Here is a 21,477-nt window from a genome sequence, read left to right as displayed (position 1 = left end):
TTTACTGTGAATTTTGTTACGATTCAGGACGCTGCTCTTCTAGCGGAGGTCACAGATGACTGATACGTACGACGCATCCCATATTACAGTACTCGAAGGCTTAAAGCCCGTACGTGAGCGTCCCGCGATGTATATCGGGAGCACGGATACCCGCGGTCTTCACCACCTCGTCTATGAGGTCGTCGACAACTCGATCGACGAAGCGCTTGCAGGTATCTGCGACCACATCGTGGTGATCATCAATAGAGACGGTTCGGTTACGGTCGACGACAACGGGCGCGGTATACCCGTGGATATGATGCCGCGGTACGATAAGAGCGCTCTTGAGATCGTTCTTACCGTGCTCCATGCGGGTGGAAAGTTTGATAAGAATACCTATCAGGTTTCCGGCGGTCTGCACGGTGTCGGCGTATCCGTCGTCAATGCCCTCGCCAGCTGGCTTCGGGTAAGCGTCTACCGGGACGGGAAGGTATACGATATGGCGTTCGAACGGGGGCAGGTCGCCTCGCCGCTGACGGAGCGGGAGGAGACCGAGCACGAACGCCGGCAGCGATACTTCCAGCGGTACGGCACGACACCGGAGCCGGATGTCCCGTACGAGAAGCTCCGGGGTACCCGCATCACCTTCATGCCCGATCCGACCATCTTCGAGACGGTCAAATTTGACTTCGACGTGCTCGATCACCGCCTGCGGGAACTCGCATTCTTAAACAGCGGCATCACTATCTCCCTGCAGGACGAACGGGCCGGAGATACCGTCACCTACATGTACGAAGGCGGTATCCGGGAGTTCGTCGTCCACATCAGTGAGGGGAAAGAGAAACTGCACGACGATGTGATCGCCTTCCGCAAAAGCGATCCCGAGAGCATGGTCGAGGTGGAGGTCGCCCTCCAGTACAATTCGTCGTATGGCGAGACGCTCTACACCTACGTCAACAGCGTCAATACCCGTGAAGGCGGAACGCATCTCGAGGGGTTCCGGAGCGCCATCACTCGTGCGATCAACGCTGCCGCCCGGCGGAACAATCTCCTGAAGAGTGCGGATGCGCAGGTCAAAGGAGAGGATGTCCGTGAAGGGCTTGCAGCGGTCATCAGCACCAAGATAGCAAACCCCCAGTTCGAGGGGCAGACCAAGATGCGCCTCGGCAACAGCAACGTCCGCGGGATCGTCGACTCACTGGTCTACCAGTCGCTCACCGAGTACTTCGACGAGCACCCGAAGGTGATCCAGGTCATCTTCGAAAAAGCGATGACTGCGGCACGGGCTCGCGAGGCCGCCCGGAACGCACGGGAACTCGCTCGCCGGAAGAGCACGCTCGAAAGCTCCGGGCTTCCCGGCAAGCTTGCCGACTGCCAGGAGCGCGATCCTGCGAAGTCGGAGCTCTATATCGTCGAGGGAGATTCGGCAGGCGGTTCGGCAAAACAGGGGCGTGACCGGAAATTCCAGGCGATTCTCCCCCTGAAAGGCAAGATCCTCAACGTCGAGAAGGCGGCTCAGCACAAGATCCTGAAGAACGCCGAGATTCAGGCTCTGATATCGGCGATAGGGACCGGTGTCGGGGAGACTTTCGACCCGGAACGTTCACGTTATCACCGTATCATCCTGATGACCGATGCCGATGTCGACGGAGCGCATATCCGGACGCTGCTCCTGACGTTCTTCTACCGCTATATGACCACCCTGATTGAACTCGGGTACGTTTACATCGCCCAGCCTCCGCTCTACCGGATTGCCAAGGGCAAGCAGGAACAGTACGCCTACCGCGAGGAGGAGATGCGGGCAATCATCAAGGAATGGGGTGAGAAGGGTGTCTCTCTCCAGCGTTACAAGGGTCTTGGTGAGATGAACGCGGGTCAGCTCTGGTCGACGACGATGGATCCGGGGCACCGGATTCTCAAGCTCGTGAAGATCGAGGATGCTATCTATGCAAACGAGATCTTCGAGAAACTGATGGGCGAGGATGTGGTAGCCAGGCGTGATTTCATCCGCAGGCATGCAAAGGAGGTGACGAACCTTGATATCTGACCAGGTTATCCCGATCAACATCGAAGAGGAGATGAAATCATGCTATATCGACTATGCGATGAGCGTGATCATCGGCAGGGCGATTCCTGACGCCCGGGACGGCTTAAAGCCGGTTCATCGCCGGACGCTGTACGCCATGTGGGAGATGGGCAACACCAGCGACAAACCCTACAAGAAGAGTGCCCGTATCGTCGGAGACGTCATGGGTAAGTTCCATCCGCATGGAGACTCCGCGATCTACGACACGCTGGTGAAGATGGCTCAGCCGTTCAGTTATCGGAAGATGCTGGTGGACGGACAGGGCAACTTCGGTTCCATCGACGGCGATGCGGCGGCGGCGATGCGTTACACCGAGGCGAGGCTCACCCGTGTCGCCGAGGAGCTCCTGGAGGATATCGACAAGGAGACGGTCAACTTTGTCCCGAACTTCGACGAGTCCCTTCAGGAACCAGAGGTGCTTCCCGCACGGCTGCCGAACCTGCTCATCAATGGTTCGAGCGGTATCGCCGTCGGTATGGCGACGAACATGCCGCCCCATAATCTCCGCGAGGTCTGCAATGCAGTCTGCCGGATCATCGATGAACCCACCGCATCGGTCGACGATCTGATGCAGATCATGCCGGGTCCCGACTTCCCTACCGGCGGTGTTATCATGGGCACTGCGGGTATCCGGGATGCATATCTCACGGGACGCGGCAAGTGTGTCGTTCGCGGTGTCGCCGAGATCGTGGAAGAAGGCAGGAACCCGCAGATCATCATCTCCGAGATCCCATTCCAGGTGAACAAGGCACGGCTCATTGAGCATATTGCAAATCTTGTCCGCGAGAAGAGGGTCGAGGGGATCTCGGATATCAGGGACGAGTCCGACCGGGACGGCCTTCGTGTCGTGATAGATCTCAAGAAAGGTGCCATGCCGCAGGTCATTTTAAACTTCCTGTATAAGCACACGGCGCTCGAGTCCACCTTCGGCATCATCAACTACACTATCGTCAACAAGCAGCCGCATGTTCTGAACCTCAAAGAGATCGTCTCCGAGTTCCTCAAGCACCGCATCGACGTCGTCAGGCGGCGAACCGAGTTCGACCTCCGCAAAGCGGAAGATCGGATCCACATCCTGCGCGGCCTTTTGATTGCTCTCGACAACATCGATGCCGTGATCGCGACGATCCGCGGATCGCAGACGACCGACGAGGCGAAGGACGGGCTTATCAGCCGGTTCGGCCTCGACGAGGTGCAGGCAGATGCGATTTTAAAGATGCAGCTCCGCCGCCTCGCTGCTCTTGAGCACCAGAAGATCGTGGACGAGCGGAATACTATCCAGAAAGAGATCGAACGGCTGAACGCGATCCTTGCAAGTGAGGCGAACATCCTCGCTGAGATCCGCGCAGAACTCGTCGATATCGCCGAACAGTATGGAGACGACCGGCGCACGACCCTTGGCCATGCAACCGAGAGTATCGAGCGGGAGGATCTCATCGAGGACAAGCCCATGCTGGTCTCGCTGACCTCCTCGAACTATATCAAGAGGATCGATCTCGATACCTACCGGATGCAGCGCCGCGGTGGCCGGGGCGTGATCGGTATGGCCACTAAGGAGAACGACGGGGTGGAGACGGTCTTCGTCGCCAATATGCACGATTATCTCCTCTGCTTCACCAACAAGGGACGCGCCTTCTGGGTGAAGGTGTATGACATTCCCGAGAGCCAGCGGACGGGCAAGGGCAAGGCGCTCGTCAACCTCCTGAACCTGAACGACGAGCGGGTCACGACGGTGATACCGGTACGGGAGTTCGTCCCCGACAAGTTCCTCTTCTTCGCGACGAGGGCGGGGACGGTGGCGAAGATCCCCCTCGACGAGTTCTCCCGCCCGCGCCAGTCCGGTATCAACGCCATCACCCTCCGCGAGGGCGACGAACTGGTGGACGTCATGCTCACGGACGGGGATAAGGAGTTGATCCTGACGACGAAGTACGGGCAGAGCCTCCGGTTCCATGAAGAGGCGGTCAGGTCGCTCCACCGGAATGCGATGGGTGTTCGCGGCATAAAACTGAAGTACGACGACACCCTTCAGTCCGCCTCGGTCGTCGAGAAGGACCACCTGCTGACCATCACCGAGAAGGGGTATGGCAAACGGACCGACTTTGATGAGTTCCGCGGCCACGGCAGGGGGACGATGGGTGTCCGGAACATCCTCACCGACCGGCGGGGAGGGGTTGTCGTCTCCTCGACGGCAGTCTCGGATGATGCTGAGATCATCGTAATGAGTGCGTCCGGTATCGTCATCCGGACGAAGGTCTCGGAGATCTCCATCCAGAAGCGGAGCACCCGCGGTGTCCGGGTCATGAAACTCGATGACGGCGATCGGGTCGTCGGCGTCGCCATCCTGCATTCCGATGAGGTGGAGGAAGAATAAATCCTTCTTTTTCGTGAGTGCACCCAAAAAGTGAGTTTAGTAAGTTGGTTTCAGGAAGTACTTCAGCGCTGCAGGTCTGTGTCTTTCGACCTCTGCGAAGAAGTATCGTGACAGTTCCGGATCGGAGTCGTTGATCGCCTGCTGCAGCGTCCGTGTGAGCCACCCTTTTATCTCCTGATTCTGATCCATCGTGTTCATGACGACGACGACAGCTTCGTCCACATCGGTTTTATCTTTCCAACGATAAGGCATGGTTTTTCCACCTCTACGGGGTGTATGTATCCGGTTCGGTTATAAAACATTTGGGGAGTTCCTACCGGGGAACCGGGCTCTCCCATCCCGGACATCTGACGCCTTCCGGGTCAGGGGCGCTCCCGCACTTCGGAGAGGGTATGGGGTATGCGGGGGCTTTTAGTAGGATGGGAGAGAAGGAGAGGTCATGGAACTCAGGATGAAGGTGGTGTCCGGTGCTACGAAGAACGATCCGTCTTGAAACCCACGGTGAAGGAGATATCGTCGATATCACACCGCACGTTGAGCGTATCGTGCGCGAGAGCGGCGTTCCGGACGGCCTCGTGAATATCTTTGTCCCCGGTTCCACCGCAGCGGTGACGACCATTGAGTACGAGGCAGGTGTCCTCGCGGACCTTGCGCGGGCGCTCTCGGTGATTGCTCCTGACGATATCCCTTACGCTCACGACCGGGCGTGGGGCGACGGAAACGGGCGTTCTCACGTGAAGGCGGCCATTGTCGGGCCTTCGGTCACGGTTCCGGTGATCGAGGGCGATCTCGGGTGCGGAACCTGGCAGCAGATCGTCCTTCTGGAACTCGATGTCCGGCCTGTCAGGAACCGGACGATCATCGTCACGGTTACTGATTAGTACCGCATGACATGGCGGCTGCCTGACAAAAAACGGATGTATGGGGGTGGTTGTTCTCGAGCGAGGGTACGACAATGCTGTTGTACTCCGGAAGTGCGTACCCGCACCTCCCCTTCTCGCACATGACTGCTCCCACCCGACGGTTCCTGTGTAAAATGGTAACCGGTTCAGTCGAGGGGGACGGTCTCGAGTTGCGACACCAGCTCCCAGATGCGCGTCCGGGCGTGGACAGGCATATTGGGATCGTTGCTGATCTCGTCGATCATGGATATGGCCGTCGCAGCGCGAAGGCCGATGCTCTTTGAATCGTCCTGGAGGACGGATTTCGTTTCATCTGCAACACGTCGGATATTTCTCGGGATGGTACTATCTTCGGTGATATTCTGTAACATTTGGATACAAACTCGTATTGTCTCATCGGGACTTGGCATATTATCACCCCTTTATTATTAATTCCATCCCGACATAAATAAGTTGATAAAGGAAGTTTGGAAGCATGACCGCAGAGAAGGCCGACGAGATTATGGCTGAATACCTCCTTAAGGGAGGGAAAATGCTCTCAAAGAGCTGCAAAATGTGTGGATTTCCTCTCTTTGAATATAAGGGAGAAACGATCTGTGTCGTATGCCGGGCAGAGGAGACTGCTGCCGAAAAGACTCCGGAAGAACCGATCCCTGCCCCGGCAGAGGCCGTAAAAGAGGTTTCGTATGGGTGCACCGCAGCATCGCAGGACCCTTGTGCGTCGGAGCTCGAGCGTACCCTGGTAAGCCTTTGCGAGCGCATACGGACGGAATCGCGGTCAGGGGAATGCCTTCGCCTGATGAAGGCCGTCAGAGCCGGCGCCGAGGCACTTTCGCTCCTTCGTCACTGATAGGGACGCCGGGAGAGATCCCAGAGTGCTTCCGCAGTCTTCTCTCCGATCCCCTGCACGGCAACAAGCTCGGCGATATCCGCCTCGATAACCGCTTTTAGTGATCCGAAGTGCTCAAGGAGCAGGCGGGCATGCTTAAGGCCGATGTTCGGGAATGACGCGAGCACGTATTCCTGCTCCTCCCGCCGGGAGCGGTACGATTTCCGGGGATGCATCTTCCTCTCTCCCCGCTCTCCTTCTTCACGCTGCGCGAGGACGTAGAGCAGATTCGCCGTATCGTCCGCATCCCGTGAGAAGAGCAGTGTCACCCCGAGACCCACGGTTATCGCAACGAGCGTGCCCCGGATAGCGTTCGGATGAATGTTCCGCACGGTATAGATGTCGCCTCCTTCAACGATCAGAATGGGGCGGGGCACCGCCTCGGCGAGCGCTTTGATCTGGCCGAAGAGGTCTCTCTCCACCAGGGTATCGACAAAGTCCCGGTCGGTCTTCCGCTCGACGAGAATCCGGTCTCCTATCGCGTAGTCGCCCTGCTCCAGGCGGGAGAGATCGATCGAGGCACCGAGTTCGTGCAGTCGCTCGACGACCCTTGAGGACATCTCCCGGTCATCGACAGTTATTGCAGGGCCTGTTGCAATAAATTCGGTAAAACTCGTCTGCTTCGTCGCGGATGGCGGGGGAAGGGGTTCTGCCTGATCTTGTGTCGGGAGGGACGGCAGGGGAGATGCGCTCATGTTCCGAATGCCCGATACCATTGCCTTCTCCCTGCTCTGGCTGACATACCGGAATGCTTCGTCGCTCGTCCCTTTCGCCACCAGCACGACGATCTTCCCGGCACCGCTCCGGCCGGTTCTGCCCTTCCGCTGGATACTCCGGATCTCGGACGGCACTGCCTCGTAAAAGATGACCATGTCCGTCGAGGGAACGTCAAGCCCCTCTTCGCCGACGGAGGTTGCGATCAGCACTTTGAACTCGCCGGCACGGAATCGTGCGAGTGCTTCTATCTGTTTCTTCTGGGAAAGCCCCTTCTCTGCGTCCTTCGTTGCCTGCCCGACGAATCGTTCGCAGTCGATGCCGCCGGCAGTGATGGTATTAACGAGGTTCTGGACGGTATCACGGTAGGTTGCAAAGACGATTATCCGGCTCTCGGGGTATGCCTCGAGCTGTGTGCGTACGAGTTCACGGGTGATGGCGACTTTCGGGTGGAGTTCCTCCGTCCATTCCCGCGACCGTTTGACAAGGCTGAGGAAGGTTGCATCGTTCACGAGCCTCTTCGCCGCCTTGCTTCCTGTCGTGGAACGGCCTTCCGCCCCGAGCCGGTCGAGGTAGAGCCGGAGAGCGACGCTTCCCTGTGTCTCGGTGAGCGATATCGCATGGCGTAATTTCATGCACTCTGCGTGGAGCGAGGCAGCCATGAATGCCGCCTGGTCGCGGGAGCGGATCCGCTCCTGAATCGCTGCGTTCAGCTGGTTGAGCGCCCGCATGGAGAGATTCTGGGGTTTCGGGACGTGAAAGCCGACCTCGGCAAGTTTCTTGAGGCGCGATTCGACGAGCGTCCGAAGGTCTGCGATCGCCTCTTTGAGTTCGTCCGGTAGGTGGACGTCGATATACTGAACGTCCCGTTCGTGAATGTAGGGTCGTACGTCTTCGTCGCTCTCGGTGCGCGACTCCACGGCGTCGATGCCGAGGTTTCCACAGACTTCCTGGACTTTTGCGGTATCCCCACCGGGTGAGGCGGTCATCGCCAGAAGAAGCGGATCGGTGGCGGTGGTAGCGTAGTGATTCGCGAGAAAGACGTAGGCGTAGTGCCCCACAGCCCGGTGGCACTCGTCGACCACCAGAAGCGAGACCTCGCCGAGGGAGTATCTGCCTGCAATGCAGTCGTTCTTGATCACCTGCGGGGTGGCGAAGCAGATGCGGCATCGCTCCCATGCAGCTGCGCGTTCGGCCGGCGGCGTCTCGCCGGTGAACATGGCAAAATCCGAATCTTCAGGCTCTCCGCGATCGTTCGTGAGCAGAAATTTCCGAAAGAAACGGTAGTGCTGCTCAACGAGTGGTTTTGTGGGTGCAAGCATCAGCACCCGGCCGCTATGTGAGTACAGGCGGGACGCTGCAACCAGAAGCGCGACGGCCGTCTTCCCAAGACCCGTCGGGAGGACGACCATCGTGTTGCCGTCAAGTGCCCGGAGAGCGATCGAGAGCTGATAGCGGCGCTCCTCGAGACTCTCCGGCCTGATCAGCGGATGAGAGATGCACTTCATGCAGAAAGGTCACGGAATGTCATGGTGCCTGCAACGAGCGAACAGACAACTTCCGGCACCTGGCCGAGCGGAATACGTACCTGATCCATGCTGTCGCGGTCGCGAATGGTAACGGTGTCGTCCTCTCTGGTGTCGTAATCGACGGTGATCGCAAAGGGGGTGCCGATCTCGTCCTGGCGGCGATATCGCCTTCCGATAGCTCCCGAGTCGTCATACTGGGCGACGATTCCCCGCTGTCCGAGCGTATCCGTTATCTTTCGGGCGATGACGTCGAGCCCGTCACGGTTCATCAGCGGGAAGACCGCTACCTTCACCGGAGCGACGGCCGGAGGCAGCCGGAGAACCCGGCGCAGTTCGTCTTCGACCTCTTCCTCGGCGTAGGCATGCTCGAGGACGACGTACATCATCCGGTCGATCCCGTACGAGGGTTCGATGACGTGCGGCATGATCTCCTCGCCCCGAACCTCCGTCTCTTCTTCCCGGATCTGGTAGAGATCGGCGGGGACGAAGATCTCCTCGCCTTCGACCGTTACCGTTACACCCTCAGGGCCTGGTGTCGCCTCTGCCATGGCATCGGCGATGGCTTTGGCCTTACCTCGATACTTCGGCCCGAGCACGCCCATGTCGGGAACGATACGCTTTACAAGAGCCCTCCTGGCCTCTTCAAATGGCACAAAGACCGTGAAGGACGAACCGCTGGTTGTGGAGTGCGCCCGGAGATCGTAATCGGTCCGATCAGCGATGCCGACTATCTCCACCCAGCCGAAGCGTCCCGAGAATACCTCGGCGTCCCAGCAGTCCATCGCATAGTGAGCGCGTTCGTCGGGCATATGCTGGCGGAACCGCAGTTTCTCCGGGTCGACGCCGATCGTCACCAGCAGCTCGTGGGTGAGGGCGATATAGTAGGCGACGTATTCGTTTGCTACAACTCCTTCGTCCACGGCGTTTCGCATCGTCTTGCGGACCGGGGGCTGCCCCGTCTCCTGCAGGCCGTAGGTGAGCAGCGGGACCTCGTACTCTGCATAGCGGTGGAAGGAAGGGTGCTGCTTTTCGTCGGGGTGAACGAAGATCTCGGCCTCCGCCTGCGAGAACTCACGAAGGCGGATCATACCCTGCCTCGGCGAGATCTCGTTTCTGTATGATTTGCCGATCTGAACCGCCCCGAACGGGAGTTTGTCACGGTAAAAACGCAGCAGGCGTGCGAAATCGGTGAATATGCCCTGTGCGGTCTCAGGCCTCAGGTATCCCGTCCGCTGCGAGCCCGGGCCGATGGTGGTTTCAAACATCAGGTTGAAGTTAAAGACATCGGTCTCTCCCATCACTTCGCCGCACGAGGGGCAGGGCAGCTCGTAGATCTTCGCCTTGAGCACCTCGGCAGAGAGGGCGCCTGCTCCTTCGACCCCGTGCTCCTCGACGATATGGTCGGCACGCAGGTACTCTCTGCAGTGGGGGCACTGGCACATCTTGTCGGCGAACTCTTTTACATGACCCGATGCAACGTAGATATCCTCCGTCCCGACAGTGGGGCACTCGATCTCGTAGTAACCCTCCTGGATGATGTAGAAACTGCGCCAGACGTTCTCGACGTTTCTCTTCGTCATAGCCCCGAGAGGGCCGTAGTCGATGAACCCGGCAACTGATCCATAGATCTCCGAGGAGGGCCATACAAAGCCACGGCGTTTCGCAACTTCCATGACTTTTTCGTAGATATCGTTCATCGCGGTCATAGTCCTGCAGTATATTTGACTTTGGATGATTATAAGGATAGTTCCACTCTTCCTGCCTCTGTGTTCTTTCCGCAAATGGAAGTATTTTCCCGAAAAACTCCCGAAATCCGTCTTGAACCGGATCAGATTCGCCTCATCCGGCGAAACCGGATTTCAATCCCGGTAAAATATATGGGAAGTTATATATGTGATGAGTTGTAATGTAGGGAACGTTACGTCCCCTGTGGGGAATAAAGTTATATACTATGGACAGCAGTGGATGCCACTTGAACTGTCCTGTGAGAGGAAACCGATTAAGAGAAGAGAGAACGGCCATGCCAGAAGATACTCGCAAGAAACAGCTCCTCGAGCTGTTCACAACCATCACGAGCAAGACGAAGATCGTTGAGCCGATGAAGAAGATTCACGGTACGCTGCGCGATCGGGAAGCCATTGAGCGCGAGATCGCCCTGATTATGCGGGAGATCCTGGATCAGGGTCACTTCAAGACGAAGCTCTCCCCGAGACAACTTGCGAAACTGGTCGCCGCGTACTACGACGGCAAGAACGATACCGAGATAGCGAGGGCACTTGGCGACGAGAAGCTGAGTAAGACGGTGGCACGTGCCCGGGTTCGTCTCAAACTCTTCAGGGATCTTGACTTTAAGATGCCGTTTGACCGGTATGGGATGGAGGCGCTCCTCGAGTCAGGGAAGACCATGAAGGAGGTCAGTGAAGAGCTCGATGTGAGCCCTTCCACGCTTCGTGAGTACCGCCATGTGATCGAACAGGAAGCCGACACCACGCTGGATCCGTATCTTGAGCGGATCAGGGATGTCATGGAAGACCGCGATCTCTCCGAGCAGATGACACGCGGTGTCGCGAACGATGGTCTGAGTGAGGCCATCGATATCGCCGAAGCAATCGATATGTCCGAACTCTGATGCTTCGGCTCCTCACTCCACTTTTAACATACTTTTTCCGCTGCAGAAGAACTGCACGGATGACCCCGCTAGCGTCGTGACCGGCGTACCGGTCGCAATCAGCATGGAACCTGATGCTGGGTTCCTCCGTGGTTGTAAACCGCGGTGCAGCGCTTTTTCCGGCGAAATCTCCGACGGCCGGGTGTAGATGTCGGTGTATGGCTGCGGGATCAAACATTTTATGTATTCCCTGCAGTATAGCTCTTTCCATGAAGCTGACCTGGTTCGGACACTCCTGTTTCCTCCTTGAAGGATCGAAGAAGATTCTCATCGATCCCTTCGTACCGTCGGGAACTCTCGATGTTGAGCCGGATATTGTCGCGGTCACGCATGCCCACGCCGACCACCTCGGGATGGCGGCAGAGCTCCGGGCAACGACCGTGGCCGTGAATGAAGTCGCCAGATACCTTGCCCGGCAGGATGTCCCGACCGAACCGATGAACATCGGCGGCACCATCACCGTCGATGGTGTCCGCTTCACCATGACGCCGGCGCTTCACTCCTCCTGGCTCGAGGATGCGGGGCCCGGGTTTTACGGCGGTGTCGCCGCTGGCTATGTCATTGTGATGGACGATCTACGGGTGTATCATGCCGGGGATACCGGCCTTTTTTCGGATATGCAGCTTATCCGGGATTTGTACCGGCCCGACATTGCACTGCTTCCCATCGGTGGACGGTACACGATGGGCCCGGATGAGGCGATGATCGCGGCGCAGTACATCGGCGCGAAGGTGGTGATCCCGATACACTACGGAACATTCCCGGCCATTGAGCAGGATGTGCAGCCGTTCAAGCACGCTCTCGAACGGACGACGGCTATCCGGGTTGAGATCCTCGCGCCGGGCGATTCGCTCGAGATCAAGCCGGACGATCTCGGAAGATAGGTTTCTCTCCTGCCGGTACGATCCGATAGGTGCCGGAAAGGTATTTGCCTCCTTGTTGTGAGGGAGATCAAACTTCAGGGCGGTAGGCATGGATCTGAGGCGTATCATCAGATTACCGAAACGGAAGGTACGAGGGGGAATCCTCGCGACCGTAGGCTACCTCCTCTCTCCTTTGTCGTGGTGGAACGATCTCTTCATCAATATACCGCTTGCCTATCTCTTCGCCATTCCGTTCGGACTGATCTCCGAGGATCTCTTCCTGCCTGCCATGATCGTCGGCTACTGGATCACGAATATCCTCGGGTTCATTCTCCTGCACAAAGGCGTCGTCGATATCGCGACCAATAAAGAAGAAAAATATTCCCGGAAGGATTTCTTAAAAGATCTCCTCTTCTCGCTGATTTACACCGCGATCATCGGGGCGCTGATCGCCGTTGGTATCATTCGGTTTCCGACGGAGTACTTCCAGTGATGAGTGTCCCGATCACTCCCGGCGCGTGATGTCGCGGGCTATCCCCTGCGAACCGACAACAATGCCGTTTTTGTATGCCGGGGATACATTGCATTCCAGCGGCACTGCCTCACCGTTCTTTCTTATGAAGTGCAGCTGGAGCTGCAGCAGTTCTTCACCCTCGAGCACTTTCTTCTGTGCCCGGTATGCTTTTGGAACCTCGGACTCGGGGATATAATCCATGAAGCTCTGTTCGAGCATCTCTTCCTGGGTATATCCGGTGATCCGCTCGGTGGATGGCGATACGTAGGTAAACCGCCCCTCGCGATCCAGCATATAGATGATGTCCGGGCTGTGTTCTGTGATGTACCTGAACCGCTCTTCGCTCTCGCGCAGCGCATCTTCGGCACGCTTTCGCTGGCTGATGTCCCGTGCGATGAGATGGATCAGACGTTTTCCCTGGCTTGAGAAGGGGTGGGCGGCAACTTCCACATCAACGATCTTCCCGTCGAGCGTCAGCAGTTTCTCTTCGATCACAGGAACTTTGACGGCCATCTGCTTCATCTGCTCGATGCGTGTCCTCACCACATCCCGGTAATCGTGGTGCAGGAAGATCATGACCGATTTTCCGATAATATCTGCGGGATCTTCAACGTGCAGTAACTGCATTCCCGCCGGGTTTACGTAGATGTACTGATCGCCGTCGTGAATGGCGATCATGTCGGGAGCATGCTCCACGAGACACCGGTACTGCTTTCTGCTCTCCGCGAGCTGCCGGTTGAGTCTAGCGAGGTCTTCGGTGTGCTGCCGGAGTGCATCTTCTGCCCGCTTGCGCTCGGTGATATCCGTGAACATGGCGAAGGAACCGGCAAGGGTACCGTCTTTATCCCGCTTCGGCGTTGCCGATACCAGTACCCACCGGGCGGTGCCGTCCTTGTGTTTTAAGCGGCACTCATACATTCCACGAAGACCTTCCTGCCGCTGTGCCTGGAGGGCGGTACGGAGCTCCCTGATATCCTCTTCGAAAAGGAACTCCTGCACGGGCCTCCCGATCATCTCATCGACATGGTAGCCGAGCATCGCTGCCATCGTCGGATTGACCCGCAGGGTGATGTGCTGGCTGTCCTGCTCCCATATTCCTTCACTGGCGGTCTCTATGATAGTACGGTAGCTCTCCTCGCTCTCCTGCAGCGCCCTCTCCGCGAGCCAGCGATCGGTGATATCGTGGTTGACGATGACCGCGCCCTCAATCCCGCCGTCCTCGCCGATGATGGGAGTGGTATAGTTTACGATGATCCGCTTTTTGCCGTCGAAGGCATCGATCTCCAGGATCTCGTCGGCAACCGTTACACCCTGCTTGATCGTGTGGACGAGCGCCCAGTCGTCGGCAGCAACAGCTTCCCCGGACGGTAGCCGCCGCGCCCTGAAGACGCCATACTCCTCCGGAGGAACCAGGGGTTCGGCACCCCAGATCCTCTTGCCCGCCGGGTTGCCCATAATGAGTCTGCCCTCCCTGTCTGCCAGCCAGACCCCTATCGGCAGAATCTCAAAGATCTTATTGAGGAGATGCTCCCGCTCGGCCAGCTGCGCCTCGTTCTCCTGCAGCTTCTGCTGCATCCGCTGCTGTTCGGTGACATCCCGTGCCGCTGCAAAGACTCCGGCGATATTGCCCTGTTCGTCCCGGTATACAGTGGCATTGTAGAGCACCGGTGTCGCCGTTCCATCCCGGTGCTTGATCTCAAGCGGATAGTCCCTGACCTGGCCGTCCTCGAAGACCTGCAGGTAACCTGCGCGTGCCATCGCCGGATCGGTGTAGTAGTCGGAGAAGTCTGTCCCGATCAGCGCATCGCGGGAATAGCCGGTCACGGCTTCGGTGGCCGTGTTCACATCAGTGATCCTGCCCTCGGGGTTGATGGTGACAAGCGGGTCGAGACTGGCCTCGATAAGGCTGCGGTTGTAGGCATTCGCTGCCTGGAGCGCTTCCTCCGTCTGCTTCCGCTTGGTGATATCATAACTGAATTTCATCAGGCTGGTGATGTTTCCCTCTTCATCGAAGATCGGTTGTCCCCGGATGAACATGGTGCGACCGTCGGGTGTTTCGATCTCAGCATCGTGTGCCTCCCCGGTCTCGAGCACCCTCATCAGAGGGCAGCCTTCACAGGGTTCGCCTCGCTGATGCCGTACTTCGTAACAGTGCCGCCCTATGAGTTCGTCCTTCGCGAGTCCAACCGAATCGGCCGTTGCCTGGTTGCACCAGAGCACCCGGAGGTCGGTGTCGTAGTATCCGAACAACTCGACGGCCGAATCAAGGATCTGCTGCTTCTCCTCCTCGGCGCGCCGGAGTTCTTCCTCGGCCTGCTTCTGGTCGGTGATATCCGTATGAGTGCCGACGATCCGCTGCGCTCTTCCTTCATCATCCCTCTCCGTCACTCTGCCCCGGCTGAGAATCCAGCGGTACTCGCCGGATCTGGCGCGCATACGGAATGTTGTTTCGTACTGTGGGTTCTTTCCGGCGGTGTGGTCGTTCAGGTTTTGCAGGGCGGCGGCGAGGTCATCGGGGTGCACGCGGCTCTCCCATGCTTCGTAGCTCGGAGGGAACTCCCCCGGCTCATAGCCGAGCATCGTGTAGTACCGGGGGCTCAAATAGGCCTTTCCGGTATCTACCTCCCAGTCCCACAACCCGTCGTTCGCACCTTCGAGTGCCATCCGCAGGCGCTCTTCACTTCTCTGCAGGTCTGCCGTCCGTTCCGCTACCAGCTCTTCAAGGTGAGCCCGGTACTTCTCGAGTTCTCTTTCGGCATTCTTGCGTTCGGTGATATCCACCACCGTCGAACGGCTCTCTACCAGGTTCCCCTGCGCATCCCGCACTGCATTCATGGTCAGGTAGACCCAGAGCGGGCTACCGTCCGCTTTCCGCATGAGCAGTTCTTCGTCGTGAATCGCCCTGCTCTGAAGAAACCGTTCAAAGACCTCACGCGCTCTCGTTTTTCCTTCAGGTGCATCCGCATAGAGCTCGAAGACCGGGCGACCGACCAGTTCCTCCACCGTGTACCCGAGCATCTCGGCCGCATGCCGGTTGCACCGGCGGATACGACCGTCTGTGCTGATGGAGAAGTTTGCGATCGGAGAGTTCTCATAGAGATCGCGGTATCGCTCGTCGCTCTCTTCAAGGGCTTTTTCCATCTTCTGCTGCCCGCTGATATCCGCGAACACGAGAGCGACGCCATTTGCTCCGTCCTCGAAGAGTATTGGAATGAACTGTACACGGAAGCAACAGTCTTCTTTGTCCGCCTGCAACGTGATCTCGGTTTCAGTCTTCTCGCCGGCGAGTGCCTGCTTCAGGTGTGCGAGCGCTCCTTCAAGACCTTCGATCGGCGTTATGAGGTCGAGAACCGATTGGCTCTTGCTATCCTCGTGTGTGAGGTTCAGCAGGGTCAGAACCGCATCGTTCGTCTGCACGACATGAAGCGCTTCGTCCACGAGGATGACCGCGTCGCTGGAGACGCTTACGATCTCGGCAATCGGAAGCCGTCGTGCGAGATAGAATATCTTCGCGGCAGCACGGGTCTGCATCTCCACCTGGCCGGAGATCTGCAGCATATTGATGTATTTTGCGACGGAGTTCCTATTCAGGTTTATCTTTGCGGAGATCTCGGTGATACTCATCCCTTTTGGTTCGTCCTTCAAGATCTCTTTAATCCGGTTGAGAACCTGTTGTTCCGATCTCACAAGACGCGCTCCTGTAACATCTTCTGATCTGCATGCCAGATCTGATATACATTTCTGCCATGCACTTGGTATTCCTGAATCGGGCACCGGAGTTAATGTCGGTTCCGCTCTCTCTACAGTACTCTTGTAAATATCCAGTGGTACTGGATAAACTTTGCTCCGGCTTTTTTTCTGGGAAAAAAGAATGTAATGGCGGCTGTCGCCAGGTGGGGCTGTAGCTCTTTCACCGGGTGCGGACCTGGCCGATTGCCTCGGCAAGATCTTCCTTCCGGATCGGTTTGACGAGGTATCCCTGTGGTTGAACGGCCTCGGCACGTTCGATCACGGATTTATCCGAGTAGGCGGTGATGAAGATGATCGGTGTGGAAAAGCGTCTTTGAATCTCTTCTGCCACGGCTATCCCGTCGACGGCACCCTTCAGTCTGATATCGAGCAGGACCAGATCGGGTTGTCTCTCTTCTACGATGCGCAACGCTTCTTCAGCCGTTGCAGCAACTCCGACGACGGTGTGACCCATGGCAGCGACCTGTCTTTCGATGTCAAGGGCGATGATTGCGTCGTCCTCGGTGATAACGATGCGAAGTTCCGTCATGCAGCGCTCCCTGTCGGGGCGGTCTGCGGGAAGGTGATGATGACTGTTGTTCCGCCGGTCTGCTCTACTGCGACACTCCCGTTTAGTTGCCGTGTCGCGAGCGTCCGCACCAGGGAGAGGCCGAGGGACTCTGTCGTGTGGATGTCCACATCTTCGGGAATCCCCGTGCCGTTGTCGGCCACTTTCAGGGTATACTGCCCTGCTCTCTGCTCCGCCGTTATGCGGATCTCGCCGGATCGTTCGCCGGGGAATGCGTGTTTGAGGGCGTTCAGGATGAGTTCGTTGACGATAAGGCCGCACGGGATGGCCTGGTCGGTCTCAAGCGTGACTGTGCCGGCCGTTACTGTGCAATGTGTCCCCTCCTCTGATTCCCGGTGCATCCGGAAGAGATCCTCCGTTAATCTTTGGAGGTATTCGCCAAGGTTGATCCGCGCGAGGCTCCGGGATTGGTAGAGCGTTTCATAGACGAGGGAGATGGAGTGGATGCGGCTCTGTATGTCCTGGATCGTCCTGTATGTATCGCCATTGCCGGTCGAGAGGGCCTGGAGGTTGAGGAGGCTTGAGATGAGCTGGAGGCTGTTGTTCACGCGCAGGTGTATCTCCTGCAGGAGGATCTCTTTCTCCTGCAGCGATGCTTTAAGTGTTCTCTCTGCCTGTTTTAGGTTGGTGATGTCCCGCCCGACGGCCTGGTTTTCGATGTGGTTGCCGCCGGCATCGAAGATTCCTCTTGCGATCCACTGATGCCAGCACTCCTCTCCCGACGGTGTGATGGCATGGCTCTCCCAGGTTGCTAGTGGTTTATCCTGGGCTATCCTTCTGATCTGCTCCAGAAGATTGACTTCTTCGCCTCCGGGGGCGAACGTGGGCGGGTTGAACTCTCGGCCTCGCAGGTCGCTCAGGGTTCTGCCCATGAATCTGCAGTAGGCTTCATTGGCAAACGTCAGGGTCATATCCGGTGCAAAACGGGTGATAAATTCTGTCTGATCCTCGACGATGGCGCGGTATCTCGCTTCGCCTCGTTCCAGGGCTTTTCGTGCGGCCACTGCTTCGGTGATATCCTCAAGAAGGATGGTCAGTCCCGGGTCTCCCTCGTCAAAGACCGTCGGTACCAGTCGGGCATAAAATATGTGTTCTCCTTCCCCTTTCCGCCAGGTCAGCACATGGGTTTGTTCATGCCCCTGCATCGCTTCGGTGATCAGGGGGAGGAGCGTAGGATCGGTTACAATGGGGAGATCCGATGTCGGGAGGGTTTCGCCTATAATCTCTGTCCTGTCGACATCTGCAAACTCGATGAACCGGTCGTTCACCCGTGTGATCCGCTGGTCGCGGTCGAGAACGAGTATGAGATCCGACGAAAAATCGAGCATGGCCGAGATGGGAACTCGCTGGGAGAGGAAGTAGACCTTCGCCGCTGCATAGGATCGCATCTCGACATGGCCTGCTACGAGGAGCATATTGAGATACTTGGCGACCGAGTTCCGGTTCAGGCCGAGTTCTCCTGCAAGTTCGCTTATGCTCATGCCGCGGGGGTTTGACCGGAGGATCGTCTTGATCCGCTCAAGTTCCCGGCGGGTCGCATTGGAGTCCATATGTATCGTAAATATACATTTTTGCTCGCTGAGTACTTATTTTTTCCCGGAATGCATTGCAGCTCTGCAATGCAATTAGAAAAGCTTTAACTGCCCGGTCTGCATATCACCTGTTATCAGCATTGCATTGCAAATGTGCTTTGCTGTTGGTGGTGTTCTTCCATGCAGAAAGTGCAGATCGGGCAAAACCTGAACGGCTCCGGAAAACCGGTGTGTGCAGAAGATCTGAACGTATTCAATCTCACCAGGGTGACGCGAGGGCTCCTTGAGGAGATGACGATTTTTTTCGATAAGCCGAAGATCCCGGCACTAATCGAGCAGGAAGCCCTCAGAGCAACTTCAAGAGAACAGTGAGGATTGGTGAACAATGTCTAGCACGTTTGAGCGGACCTTCGAGGCGGAGAGCAATCTGCCCGAGGGCTGGAAAGAAGGTAAAGAAATTCGCGAGGAACTCGACAGATACCATCTGCTTCTGCAGGGGCTTGATGCGGTTGATCTTCCGATGCACCTGATCGATACAAACTACATCATCACGTACATCAACAAGGCAGCAGCAGATCTGCTCGGGATGTCGAAGCAGGACGCCATCGGAAAGCGATGCGCCGACCTCTACAAGACCGGGAACTGCAATACCGCTGCATGCCCCTGCCGTGTCGCGATGAACCAAGACCGGGTGAACCGTTGCGACAACACCTGCGGCGATCTCATCATCGATTGCACCGGTGCCCCGCTGAAAGATAAGAACGGCACCATCATAGGCTCCATCGAGTACTTCCCTGACGTGACCGGTCAGAAGCGCGCCGTCAAGGACATTCTCCGCGTGGCGGACGAAGCCGGGAAGGGAAACCTCGCTGCACGGACGGAGCTTGCCATCCACGAGGGTGACTACCTCGCTATGGCAAAGGGCATCAACGCCATTCTCGATGCGGTGATCGATCCTCTGAATGTGGCCGCCGATTACGTTGAGCGGATCAGCAAGGGCGATATTCCGAAGAAGATCACCGATACCTACCACGGCGATTTCAACGTCATCAAGAACAACCTTAACCAGTGCATCGATGCCGTCAACCTGCTCGTTGCCGACGCGAACATGCTCGCCAAAGCAGGTGTCGAAGGACGCCTGAACACGCGGGCTGATGCCACCCTCCACCAGGGCGACTTCAAGAAGATCGTGGAGGGCGTCAACGCCACACTTGATGCGGTCATCGGGCCGCTGAATGTTGCTGCAGATTTCATTGGGGATGTTGCAGCAGGGAGCAACCTGGAGAAGATCACTGGTGAGTACCGCGGTGATTACGCGCGGATTAAGGACAGCGTCAACAAATGCCACGGAGTCCTGTATGGGCTGCTGGGCGAGATTGGCATGCTCACTCAGGCAGCGGTAAATGGCAAACTCGAGACTCGTGGAGATACCAAGAAGTTCGAGGGCGCATGGATCCAGGTTGTCGGAGGCATCAACGCCACGCTGGACGCGGTTGTCGGCCCAATCAACGAGGCTATGCGGATATCGGAGGCCTACGCAAAAGGTAACTTCACCGCGAGGGTGAGCGAGGACCTGAAGGTCGCCGGTGACTTCGCGGCGTTTAAGCAGGCCCTAAACAACATCGGCATTCAGATCTCTGAGACCGTGCTTGAGATCAATGCGGCTATCGAACAGGTCGAGGTCGGCACCAACGACGCGAGCAAGGGTTCTGAGGAGATCGCCAAAGCCGCCGAAGAGGTGGCGCTGACCAGCCAGCGGTGCGCCGATCTCTCCAAGAAGGTGCTCGACCAGATCGAGGATATCGACCGCCAGATAGCCGATCTCTCCGCGTCGAACGAGGAGATAGCGAGCACTTCGCAGGAAGTCCTCGAACGGTCGCTCAGTGCGGCGCAGCAGGGCAAAAATGCCCAGACGCTGGGGAACGAGGCTAATACGAAGATGGTCGCCGTCGAGAGGATTGCACAGCAGAGCGTTCAGGAGATAGAAGGCCTCAACGTCCACATGCGGGAGATCACCAACATCGTCCGGATGATCACCGATATAGCAAATCAGGTCAATCTGCTGGCGCTGAACGCCGCTATCGAGGCTGCACGGGCCGGGGAGCACGGTCGCGGATTCGCGGTCGTCGCCGGAGAAGTGCGCAACCTCGCCGGTGAGGCGAAGGGTGCGACGCAGCATATTGAGAAGGTGATCGACGGTATCCAGGCGAGCAGCGAGAAGACTGCCGCTGCAATCAAATCAGCGCACAGCGAGATCGGATCCGGTGTTAACAGCGTCAACAAGGCGATTGAAGCTTTGAACAAGATTATCGATGAGACGGAGGTCGTCGCCCAGGGGATCGGTGAGATTGCGAAGGCCACCGAGGACCAGGCGAACGTCACTAACAACGTTGTCAACGGCATGGGTGCCGGCACCCGCCTGCTGAAGGAGAACCAGGGACAGGTGGAGAACCTTGCCGCCCTTGCCGAGGAGGCAAGTGCCTCGACCGAGGAGATCGGGAGCGCCGCTCATGAACTCAGCTCGATGGCCGGCCGGCTCAAGCAGACCATGAAAGCATTCAAGGTCTGACCGGGGTGGATCATGGCCAAGACCATTGATGTGGTGGAGTTCGAGATCGGGGGTGCCCTGTATGCACTCGACATTCAGCTCGCACGCGAGATTGTCGAGATGATGCCGATCACCTCGGTTCCGAGAACCCCGTCCTACATTGCAGGGATCATCAACCTTCGGGGAGAGATCACCAATATCATCAATCTCGGCAATGTTCTCGGGCTCAAATCCAACGGAAGTTCCGAGACCCAGAAGATCATCGTACTTGTCCCGGATGCCGCGAACGGATCGAATGTCGGTATCATTGTCGACGATGTGAGCAGCGTCATCCAGGTTCCGGAGACCGATATCGAGTGCATGGACAAAGCCGTCTCCGATGAGGCATATGTCAAGGGCATCATCAAGCTCGGTGGCGAGAACCAGAACGCGGATAAGAAGTCCCAGAGCAACCTTGTCATATGGATAGATATTCAGAAGATTCTGGAGGAACAACTGGTTGATCAGATGAAACTGTAACTGCAGCTTGCCCTGCAGGGTGGGTTTCGGCAGTGTGACGGC

General features: G+C 57.4%; 17 protein-coding genes. 10 read left to right on the top strand and 7 right to left on the bottom strand.

Annotated elements, in window-relative coordinates; translation table 11 throughout:
* Positions 1-55: 55 nt before the first annotated feature.
* Both gyrB and gyrA read left to right on the top strand, forming a co-directional pair.
* A complete protein-coding gene (gyrB, locus tag ABH15_RS12495) occupies positions 56-2,026 on the top strand; it encodes a DNA topoisomerase (ATP-hydrolyzing) subunit B (RefSeq protein ID WP_128694719.1) in 1,971 nt (656 codons plus the stop codon).
* Positions 2,016-4,439 (top strand): DNA gyrase subunit A, encoded by a 2,424-nt coding sequence (gene gyrA / locus ABH15_RS12490; RefSeq protein ID WP_128694717.1) that lies wholly within the window; start codon positions 2,016-2,018, stop codon positions 4,437-4,439. The genes gyrB and gyrA overlap by 11 nt, the downstream gene beginning before the upstream one ends.
* Before the next feature lie 36 nt (positions 4,440-4,475).
* Here gyrA and ABH15_RS12485 read toward each other — a convergent pair whose 3' ends face one another.
* The gene (locus ABH15_RS12485) at positions 4,476-4,661 is read right to left on the bottom strand and encodes a hypothetical protein (RefSeq protein ID WP_338323539.1); all 186 of its coding nucleotides are present in this window, start codon (positions 4,659-4,661) and stop codon (positions 4,476-4,478) included.
* 245 nt (positions 4,662-4,906) lie between these two features.
* Here ABH15_RS12485 and ABH15_RS12480 point away from each other — a divergent pair, with 245 nt between their 5' ends.
* On the top strand, positions 4,907-5,320 hold the full coding sequence (locus ABH15_RS12480) for a secondary thiamine-phosphate synthase enzyme YjbQ (protein ID WP_128694713.1): 414 nt from the start codon (positions 4,907-4,909) through the stop codon (positions 5,318-5,320).
* Between the two features lie 167 nt (positions 5,321-5,487).
* On the opposite strand, the gene ABH15_RS12475 is transcribed toward ABH15_RS12480, so the two are convergent.
* Positions 5,488-5,751 (bottom strand): UPF0147 family protein, encoded by a 264-nt coding sequence (locus ABH15_RS12475; RefSeq protein ID WP_128694711.1) that lies wholly within the window; start codon positions 5,749-5,751, stop codon positions 5,488-5,490.
* A gap of 65 nt (positions 5,752-5,816) precedes the next feature.
* On the opposite strand from ABH15_RS12475, the gene ABH15_RS12470 reads away from it, so the two are divergent.
* Positions 5,817-6,191: an Sjogren's syndrome/scleroderma autoantigen 1 family protein gene (locus tag ABH15_RS12470; RefSeq protein WP_128694710.1), complete on the top strand. Its 375-nt coding sequence runs from the start codon at positions 5,817-5,819 to the stop codon at positions 6,189-6,191.
* Here the strand turns inward: ABH15_RS12470 and ABH15_RS12465 are convergent.
* Both ABH15_RS12465 and glyS read right to left on the bottom strand, forming a co-directional pair.
* Positions 6,185-8,452 carry a DEAD/DEAH box helicase gene (locus ABH15_RS12465; protein ID WP_128694709.1) on the bottom strand — a complete coding sequence of 756 codons (2,268 nt, stop codon included), beginning with the start codon at positions 8,450-8,452 and terminating at the stop codon, positions 6,185-6,187. The genes ABH15_RS12470 and ABH15_RS12465 overlap by 7 nt on opposite strands.
* Positions 8,449-10,170 carry a glycine--tRNA ligase gene (glyS, locus tag ABH15_RS12460; protein ID WP_128694708.1) on the bottom strand — a complete coding sequence of 574 codons (1,722 nt, stop codon included), beginning with the start codon at positions 10,168-10,170 and terminating at the stop codon, positions 8,449-8,451. Before glyS ends, ABH15_RS12465 begins: the two co-directional genes overlap by 4 nt.
* A gap of 323 nt (positions 10,171-10,493) precedes the next feature.
* Between glyS and ABH15_RS12455 the strand changes: the two genes are divergently transcribed.
* The 3 genes from ABH15_RS12455 (at position 10,494) to ABH15_RS12445 (ending at position 12,497) form a co-directional block, all read left to right on the top strand.
* A complete protein-coding gene (locus ABH15_RS12455; protein WP_128694707.1) occupies positions 10,494-11,102 on the top strand; it encodes a response regulator receiver protein in 609 nt (202 codons plus the stop codon).
* A 248-nt stretch (positions 11,103-11,350) separates the two neighbouring features.
* The gene (locus ABH15_RS12450; RefSeq protein WP_128694706.1) at positions 11,351-12,025 is read left to right on the top strand and encodes a metal-dependent hydrolase; all 675 of its coding nucleotides are present in this window, start codon (positions 11,351-11,353) and stop codon (positions 12,023-12,025) included.
* Between the two features lie 88 nt (positions 12,026-12,113).
* Complete coding sequence (locus tag ABH15_RS12445; RefSeq protein WP_128694705.1) at positions 12,114-12,497, top strand: hypothetical protein; 384 nt, start codon at positions 12,114-12,116, stop codon at positions 12,495-12,497.
* Positions 12,498-12,509: 12 nt separating this feature from the next.
* On the opposite strand, the gene ABH15_RS12440 is transcribed toward ABH15_RS12445, so the two are convergent.
* The 3 genes from ABH15_RS12440 to ABH15_RS12430 form a co-directional block, all read right to left on the bottom strand.
* On the bottom strand, positions 12,510-16,205 hold the full coding sequence (locus ABH15_RS12440) for a PAS domain S-box protein (RefSeq protein WP_128694704.1): 3,696 nt from the start codon (positions 16,203-16,205) through the stop codon (positions 12,510-12,512).
* Positions 16,206-16,428: 223 nt separating this feature from the next.
* The gene (locus ABH15_RS12435; protein WP_128694703.1) at positions 16,429-16,797 is read right to left on the bottom strand and encodes a response regulator; all 369 of its coding nucleotides are present in this window, start codon (positions 16,795-16,797) and stop codon (positions 16,429-16,431) included.
* Complete coding sequence (locus tag ABH15_RS12430; RefSeq protein ID WP_128694702.1) at positions 16,794-18,386, bottom strand: sensor histidine kinase; 1,593 nt, start codon at positions 18,384-18,386, stop codon at positions 16,794-16,796. The genes ABH15_RS12435 and ABH15_RS12430 overlap by 4 nt, the downstream gene beginning before the upstream one ends.
* Before the next feature lie 162 nt (positions 18,387-18,548).
* On the opposite strand from ABH15_RS12430, the gene ABH15_RS12425 reads away from it, so the two are divergent.
* The 3 genes from ABH15_RS12425 to ABH15_RS12415 are packed head-to-tail and all read left to right on the top strand — an operon-like array spanning position 18,549 to position 21,435.
* The gene (locus ABH15_RS12425; protein ID WP_128694701.1) at positions 18,549-18,740 is read left to right on the top strand and encodes a hypothetical protein; all 192 of its coding nucleotides are present in this window, start codon (positions 18,549-18,551) and stop codon (positions 18,738-18,740) included.
* A 13-nt stretch (positions 18,741-18,753) separates the two neighbouring features.
* On the top strand, positions 18,754-20,937 hold the full coding sequence (locus ABH15_RS12420; protein WP_128694700.1) for a methyl-accepting chemotaxis protein: 2,184 nt from the start codon (positions 18,754-18,756) through the stop codon (positions 20,935-20,937).
* Between the two features lie 12 nt (positions 20,938-20,949).
* A complete protein-coding gene (locus ABH15_RS12415) occupies positions 20,950-21,435 on the top strand; it encodes a chemotaxis protein CheW (protein WP_128694699.1) in 486 nt (161 codons plus the stop codon).
* Positions 21,436-21,477 lie beyond the last annotated feature (42 nt).

The sequence above is a fragment of the Methanoculleus taiwanensis genome (genome assembly GCF_004102725.1).
Lineage (GTDB): Archaea > Halobacteriota > Methanomicrobia > Methanomicrobiales > Methanoculleaceae > Methanoculleus_A > Methanoculleus_A taiwanensis.
Note: the sequence above shows the minus strand (reverse complement) of the source record. Positions and strands in the feature narration are given on the sequence as shown.